Genomic DNA, 6,623 nt, shown 5'->3' with positions numbered 1-6,623 from the left:
AGACCAGCAGATCATTTTGGAGGTATTGGGTGAGCGCTATCGGCAAATTTATTCCTAAATCAGGTGCGGAATGTCGGCGACATCGCCGAGCGGCGCCTGCCCCAGGATGGCCGGATCAAGCTCAGGATCTCGCGCAACAGATCCATGGACATGCGGGTCAATACCCTGCCCACCATGTGGGGCGAGAAGATCGTCATCCGGCTGCTGGACTCATCGGCGGCAAGGCTCAATCTCGATCAACTCGGTTTCGACGACCGCCAGAAGGGGCAATATCTGCATGCCCTCTCCAAGCCGCAGGGGATGATACTGGTCACCGGCCCCACAGGGTCAGGCAAGACGGTGTCGCTCTATACCGGTCTCAACATTCTCAATACCAGCGAGGTCAACATCTCCACCGCCGAAGACCCGGTGGAGATCAATCTGCCCGGTGTCAATCAGGTACAGATCAATCCCAAGGCGGGGCTCACCTTCGCCAGCGCCCTGCGCTCCTTCCTGCGCCAGGATCCCGACATCGTCATGGTGGGCGAGATCCGGGATCTGGAAACCGCCGAGATCGCCATCAAGGCCGCTCAAACCGGCCACCTGGTGCTCTCCACCCTGCACACCAACTCGGCGGCCGAGACGCTCACCCGGATGATGAACATGGGTGTCCCCGCCTTCAACATCGCCTCCTCGGTCACCCTCATCATGGCCCAGCGCCTCACCCGCAAGTTGTGCGATCACTGCAAGGCGCCCGAGGTGGTGCCAGAAGCCGAGCTGCTGGAGCTGGGCTTTACCCAGCAGCAACTGGCCGCCGGCTTGCAACTGTTCAAACCCGTGGGGTGCAAGGAGTGCTCGGGAGGCTACCGAGGGCGGGTCGGGATCTATGAGATCATGCTGATGTCAGACAACATCGCCAAGCTGATCATGCAGGGAGCCAACTCGCTGCAAATCGCGGCCATCGCCCAGAAGGAAGGGATGCGCACCCTGCGCACCTCCGGCCTTGAAAAAGCCCGCCTGGGAGTCACCAGCCTGGCCGAAATAAACAGGATCACTACCAACTGAGTACGCTGTGTTCGAGTCATCTCACCGGGTGAAGCCGCTGCCATCACCCCGATGATGTTCTTCAAGCCAAGATGAGCCGGATGGGCAGCAGCACCCGGCTACCGTCGCCCAATTGCAGGATGCAGTGATGGCCACATTAGCTCAAAAACAGAACGCACCAAAAAAGGTCTTCTCCTTCCGCTGGCACGGGTTCAATCGCAAGGGACAGAAGGTGTCTGGCGAGTTGCAGGCCGACAGCATCAATACCGTCAAGGCGGAGCTGCGCAAGCAGGGCGTCAATGTCACCAAGGTCAGCAAGCAGGGACAGGGGCTGTTCTCCAAGGGCGGCGCCCGGATCAAGCCGATGGATATCGCCGTCATCTCCCGTCAGATCACCACCATGCTCTCCGCCGGCGTTCCTCTGGTGCAGAGCCTGCAGATCATCGCCCGCGGCCATGAAAAGACGGCGGTGCGCGAACTAATCGGCCAGATCGCCGCCGATGTGGAGACCGGCACCCCGCTGTCGGAGGCGCTGCGCCGCCATCCCCGTTACTTTGATGATCTCTACTGCGATCTGGTCGAGGCAGGCGAGCAATCCGGTGCTCTGGAGACCATCTACGACCGGATTGCCATCTACCGCGAGAAGAACGAAGCCCTCAAATCCAAGATCAAGAAGGCCATGTTCTATCCGTCCATGGTCATTCTGGTGGCCATCGTCGTCACCTCCATCCTGCTGCTCTTCGTCATTCCCCAGTTCGAGGATATCTTCAAGAGCTTCGGTGCCGAGCTGCCCGCCTTTACCCGGTTCGTCATCACCATCTCCCGCTTTATGCAGGAGTGGTGGTACGCCATCTTTGGCGGCGCGGCTCTCGCCGTCTTCCTCTATGTGCGGGCCTGGCGAAAATCCCAGAAGGTCAGGGACAACACGGACAAGTTCATCCTCACCATTCCCGTGGTGGGCAACATACTGCACAAGGCGGCCATGGCCCGTTTTGCCCGCACCCTCTCCACCACCTTCTCCGCCGGTATCCCACTGGTGGATGCCCTGGTCTCGGCGGCCGGAGCATCGGGCAACTATGTCTATCGCACTGCGACCATGGCCATTCGCAACGAGGTGGTGGCCGGCATGCAGATCAACGTCGCCATGCGCACCGTGGATCTTTTCCCCGACATGGTGACCCAGATGGTGATGATCGGTGAGGAATCCGGCGCCATCGACGACATGCTCTCCAAGGTCGCCGCCATTTTCGAACAGGAAGTGGACGACATGGTCGACGGCCTCACCAGCCTGCTCGAACCCATCATCATGGTGGTGCTCGGGGTGCTGGTCGGCGGCATGGTCGTGGCCATGTACCTCCCCATTTTCAAGCTGGGCTCTGTGATACACTGACCCCCTCGACAGAGGGCCGGGCGGTACATTTCCCCCGGCCATCTGTCATCCCCGTTCCCGACACAAGCGATTGATCTATGGTGCCTTTGATCGAACTGGCCCAGGGCTTGCCCTGGCTCTATCTCTCCTTGATTTTCCTTTTCTCCCTGATGGTGGGCAGCTTCCTGAACGTGGTGATCCATCGCCTGCCCATCATGATGGAGCGGGCCTGGTATGCCGAATACAGCGACTATTTCGGTGACGGTGAAGAGACTCCTCCTGCAACCGGACGGTACAACCTCATGGTGCCTCGCTCCCGCTGCCCCCACTGCGACCACCCCATAGGGGCGCTGGAGAACATTCCCCTGTTGAGCTGGCTATGCCTCAGAGGGCGCTGCCGCAACTGCCACGCCCCCATTTCGGCTCGCTATCCCCTGGTCGAGCTGCTCACCGCCCTGCTGTCGGTCTCGGTAGCAGCCGCGCTTTCCCCCGGCTGGGGCACCCTTGCCGCTTTGTTGCTCACCTGGACATTGGTCGCACTGACCTTCATCGACCTGGACAAGATGCTCTTGCCGGATCAGCTCACCCTGCCCCTGCTCTGGGGTGGCCTGCTGTTCAATCTGGCGGGCGGTTTCGTGCCCCTGGCCGATGGGGTGGTCGGCGCCATGGCGGGTTATCTGGTGCTCTGGAGCCTCTACTGGGCCTTCAAGCTGCTGACCGGCAAGGAAGGGATGGGGTACGGGGATTTCAAACTGCTGGCGGCGCTGGGCGCCTGGCTCGGCTGGCAAGCCTTGCCCATCGTGCTGCTGCTCTCTTCGCTGGCGGGCGCCATCATCGGCATCGGTCTCATCCTGCTGCGCAACCACCACCAGGGCAAACCCATTCCCTTTGGCCCCTATCTCGCCATCGCGGGCTGGATAACGCTGCTGTGGGGCGATAGCATCACCCGCTGGTATCTTGATGTCGTGCTCTAGCAAAAGGATCTCTGACCCATGTATGTAGTCGCAATCACAGGGGGAATCGGCAGCGGCAAGACCACGGTTGCCAACCGCTTTGCCGAGCTGGGCATCGAGGTGGTGGATGCGGACATCATCGCCCGCGAGGTAGTGGAGCCCGCCACCCCTGCTCTGGCTGCCATCGCCGCCCATTTTGGCCCGGATGTCGTTGCCCCCGATGGCCAGCTCGATCGCCGCCGGCTGCGAGAGCGGATCTTCACCGATTCGCAGGCCAAGGAGTGGCTCAATGCCCTGCTCCATCCCCTCATCCGCACCGAGATGCTGCGCCAGTGTGCGGCAACCCGCTCCCCCTACTGCCTGATGGTCGTCCCCTTGCTGGTGGAAAACAGGCTCACTTCCCTCGCCGATCGGGTACTGGTGATCGATGTGGACGAAGCGACGCAAATCGAGCGTACCTGCCGCCGCGATGGCGTCAGTCGGGAACAGGCCCAGGCGATACTGGCGTCCCAGGCGAGCCGCAGCGAGCGCCTGGCGATGGCCGACGACGTCCTGGACAACCAGAGTGGTACGAGTGAGACCATCTGGCAGCGAATTTTCGCCCTGCACCAGACATATCTGGCATTTGCCTCTCAACAAGCCCACCAACTGTGAGTACACTAGGCCGGTTTATGGCTGGCCAGGATTAGGCATGATTTACGATTTTCCCCTCAATGAAAAAAGCCGGACCTATCTTCGTCTGGAGTCCCTGTTTTCCCAGATCCGCGACAATCTGGAGAGTGACCAGTCCTGGGCACATATCGCCTTCTTCAAGGGGTTGTTCGATTTGCAGGAGTTGCTGGAGCGTGGTGACCTGCGTGCCGATCTCATCAAGGATCTGGAGCGCCTCGGCCAACGCCTAAACCACTGGGCCAGTCTGCCTGACGTCGATCTCGAGCAGATCCAGCGGATGCAGCAGGAGAGCACCCAGCTCTCCCGCAACCTGCTGACCTCCCCGCGCCCCGGCGCCCGTCTGAAAGAGGATCGCCTGCTCGGCTCCATTCGTCAGCGCTTCTCCATTCCGGGTGGTCTGTGCGCCTTCGATGTGCCGCAACTGCACCACTGGCTGGCGACCCCGGCCGTCACCCGCCACCAGCAGATGCAGCAATGGCTGAGTGACATCACCCTGCTGATGAACGCCATCTCCCTGTTGCTGCGCCTGTGGCGCGAGTCGGGCAACTTCAGCGACCAGGTGGCCACCAACGGCTTCTTCCAGGATACTGCCGAAGGGGCTGAACTGATCCGCATCCGTCTGGCGGGCACCCAGCCCTGCTATCCAACCCTGAGCGGCCACAAGAACCGCTTCGCCCTGCGCTTCCTGCCGACGACGGAGCAGCAGATAGGCGACGTCTCCTTCCAGCTCGCCTGTTGTTGAGGAGCGCCCCATGGTGACCAAGGTAAAGTGTCCGACCTGTCAGAGCGAGATCGAATGGGGTCCGCAGAGCCCGTTTCGCCCCTTCTGCAGCAAGCGCTGCCAGCTGATCGACCTCGGCGAGTGGGCGGATGAACAGAAGCGCATCCCGGGCGAGATCAACCCGGATCTGCTGCCCGACCCGGAACAGGGCGATCCCTGGCAATAAACACTTCACGATCAAAAAAGGGCCCTCAGGCCCTTTTTCGTTGGTATCGATCCTTTCAGGCAAGCGAGGCCTGCAACCGCGCGACGATGGGGCCGTTGGCATCCGGGAAGCGGTATTCGTGCAGCGAGGCCAGTGGCACCCAGCGGCACTCCTGCCCCTCCTTGCCAAAGGGCTCGCCGTGGAAGCGGGTCACCTTCCAGATATCCAGCAAGACCTGCTTGTCGGGGTAGTCGTGGTGCAGCTCCATGAAGGGGGCACAATCCTGCACCCGGATCCCGATCTCTTCCCACAATTCCCTGTCCAGCGCGGTGAGCAGATCCTCCCCCGACTCCACCTTGCCACCGGGAAACTCCCAGCGATCCCCCTGATGGCGATCGGCTGAGCGTTTGGCGATGAAGATATCGCCCCGTTCGTTCTCGATGACGCCCACCGCCACCCAGATCCGTTTCTTCTGTTCCATCATTGTCCTCAGCGTAAACACGGCAAACGGGCGATCCAGGGGGCAAGCCGAATGGCCTGCTGATCCCCCCGGGCCCTGAAGAGATCCTGCCCGACATGCTCATTGCCCGGCGGCGCAACCTGCGGCCAGGGCACCGCACCGGGCGGAGTGAAACAACGATCGTGTACCCGCGCGCTCTGGCGCAGATAGCGCCATAAACAGTCTCGCAAGAACCACTGGTCGATGTTCGGTGTTTCCATGGTACTGGGCTGATAGCTCGCCATCAGCGGCGCAAGGAGAGGCAGCACACCGGCCACACCGCCCCACATGCCGGCCAGCACCAGATCGGTGTGGCTCCACCAGTCACGCATGATATGGAACCAGCGCCCCGATGCAAGCCAGTCATCGACCGCAAGCCGCTCCCGCAGATTCAGCACGGAGTCCGCATCGCGCACAAGAAAGCGCCCCACTCCGGGATCATTGGCGACCTGGAAGCGCCAGCAGAGGCGCTGACGCTGGGATTGGCCATCGGGCTGCACCTTTATCTCGGCGCCATGTTCTTGCAGGCAGGCCAGAAACCCCTGAGGGACACTGCCATCCACATAAAAACGCACCCGCCAGCCCGGATAGAGGTAAGCTGCGGCCAGCACATTGTCGAGCGCTCCCCGCAAATAGCGGGGCTGTACTCCCCACAAGGAGAAGGCGATGACTGCCTGCTTCTCCCCCTGCTCCGCGAGCCAGTCATCCGGCCCCTCTGCCGGCAGCACCCACCCCGCGACAGGCTGCGAGACGGCCTCATCCTTGAGAGTCAGGGCACGGGTTCCCGCTTGTGCCGCTTCTTCATGGCGTCCCAGCTTGGCAAGGGAAGTGCAAAGCCCGTCATGGACCAGATAATCATCCGGCTCGCGCCGCACCAGTTCGACCAGGTGCATCACGGCCCGCTCATGTTGTTCGGAGCGCGAGAGGCAGACACAGAGATTGCGCAGCACCTCAGTGTTATCGGGTGCGGACCGGTACGCCAGCGTCAGCACCTGGGCCGCCGAGGCGGGATCGCCGGACAAAAAGAGGTAATAGGCAAACTGCAGTTGCAGGGGAACAGATTTGTTCGTCTCTGCGTTCAGCCTGCTCAGCACACAACGGATCGCCTCCTGGCGTCTCTCCTGCAGCCAGTGCCCATGTGCCTCCCCATCCCATCCCGCCGGCAATCTGCTCATCGTCCC

Annotated in this window: 7 protein-coding genes and 1 pseudogene; 6 read left to right on the top strand and 2 right to left on the bottom strand. The window is 61.6% G+C overall.

Features of this window, described 5'->3' with window-relative positions; all coding sequences use genetic code 11:
• Positions 1 to 78 precede the first annotated feature (78 nt).
• The 6 genes and pseudogenes from tapB to yacG all read left to right on the top strand — a co-directional run.
• A pseudogene (gene tapB, locus OKB81_RS09625) lies at positions 79 to 1,044 on the top strand (PilB family type IVa pilus assembly ATPase TapB); the annotation flags it as partial.
• A 127-nt stretch (positions 1,045 to 1,171) separates the two neighbouring features.
• Positions 1,172 to 2,413 (top strand): type II secretion system F family protein, encoded by a 1,242-nt coding sequence (locus OKB81_RS09620; RefSeq protein WP_049637197.1) that lies wholly within the window; start codon positions 1,172 to 1,174, stop codon positions 2,411 to 2,413.
• 77 nt (positions 2,414 to 2,490) lie between these two features.
• A complete protein-coding gene (locus OKB81_RS09615) occupies positions 2,491 to 3,366 on the top strand; it encodes a prepilin peptidase (RefSeq protein ID WP_041211788.1) in 876 nt (291 codons plus the stop codon).
• Between the two features lie 18 nt (positions 3,367 to 3,384).
• The gene (coaE, locus tag OKB81_RS09610) at positions 3,385 to 3,999 is read left to right on the top strand and encodes a dephospho-CoA kinase (protein WP_049637196.1); all 615 of its coding nucleotides are present in this window, start codon (positions 3,385 to 3,387) and stop codon (positions 3,997 to 3,999) included.
• A gap of 37 nt (positions 4,000 to 4,036) precedes the next feature.
• Positions 4,037 to 4,759 carry a cell division protein ZapD gene (zapD, locus tag OKB81_RS09605; RefSeq protein WP_160837904.1) on the top strand — a complete coding sequence of 241 codons (723 nt, stop codon included), beginning with the start codon at positions 4,037 to 4,039 and terminating at the stop codon, positions 4,757 to 4,759.
• A gap of 10 nt (positions 4,760 to 4,769) precedes the next feature.
• Positions 4,770 to 4,964: a DNA gyrase inhibitor YacG gene (gene yacG / locus OKB81_RS09600; RefSeq protein WP_039040499.1), complete on the top strand. Its 195-nt coding sequence runs from the start codon at positions 4,770 to 4,772 to the stop codon at positions 4,962 to 4,964.
• A gap of 55 nt (positions 4,965 to 5,019) precedes the next feature.
• Here the strand turns inward: yacG and mutT are convergent, their stop codons facing one another.
• Together mutT and OKB81_RS09590 are read right to left on the bottom strand one after the other, a co-directional pair.
• Positions 5,020 to 5,424, bottom strand: a complete 405-nt coding sequence (gene mutT / locus OKB81_RS09595; protein ID WP_171864957.1) for an 8-oxo-dGTP diphosphatase MutT — start codon at positions 5,422 to 5,424, stop codon at positions 5,020 to 5,022.
• An 8-nt stretch (positions 5,425 to 5,432) separates the two neighbouring features.
• Positions 5,433 to 6,617, bottom strand: coding sequence for a tetratricopeptide repeat protein (locus tag OKB81_RS09590; RefSeq protein WP_160837906.1), 1,185 nt, complete (start codon positions 6,615 to 6,617; stop codon positions 5,433 to 5,435).
• Between the last annotated feature and the right edge of the window lie 6 nt (positions 6,618 to 6,623).

The organism is Aeromonas sp. QDB56 (assembly GCF_027705505.1).
GTDB classification, from domain to species: Bacteria; Pseudomonadota; Gammaproteobacteria; order Enterobacterales; family Aeromonadaceae; genus Aeromonas; species Aeromonas caviae.
The sequence above is the reverse complement of the archived record's forward strand: the minus strand, read 5'-3'. Positions and strand labels throughout refer to the sequence as shown.

What these genes read in the sequence shown, in the direction of transcription:
- OKB81_RS09620 (WP_049637197.1), top strand. Translation starts at nt 1,172, where the DNA reads ATGGCCACATTAGCTCAAAAACAGAACGCACCAAAAAAGGTCTTCTCC.
- OKB81_RS09615 (WP_041211788.1), top strand. Translation starts at nt 2,491, where the DNA reads ATGGTGCCTTTGATCGAACTGGCCCAGGGCTTGCCCTGGCTCTATCTC.
- coaE (WP_049637196.1), top strand. Translation starts at nt 3,385, where the DNA reads ATGTATGTAGTCGCAATCACAGGGGGAATCGGCAGCGGCAAGACCACG.
- zapD (WP_160837904.1), top strand. Translation starts at nt 4,037, where the DNA reads ATGATTTACGATTTTCCCCTCAATGAAAAAAGCCGGACCTATCTTCGT.
- yacG (WP_039040499.1), top strand. Translation starts at nt 4,770, where the DNA reads ATGGTGACCAAGGTAAAGTGTCCGACCTGTCAGAGCGAGATCGAATGG.
- mutT (WP_171864957.1), bottom strand. Translation starts at nt 5,424, where the DNA reads ATGGAACAGAAGAAACGGATCTGGGTGGCGGTGGGCGTCATCGAGAAC.
- OKB81_RS09590 (WP_160837906.1), bottom strand. Translation starts at nt 6,617, where the DNA reads ATGAGCAGATTGCCGGCGGGATGGGATGGGGAGGCACATGGGCACTGG.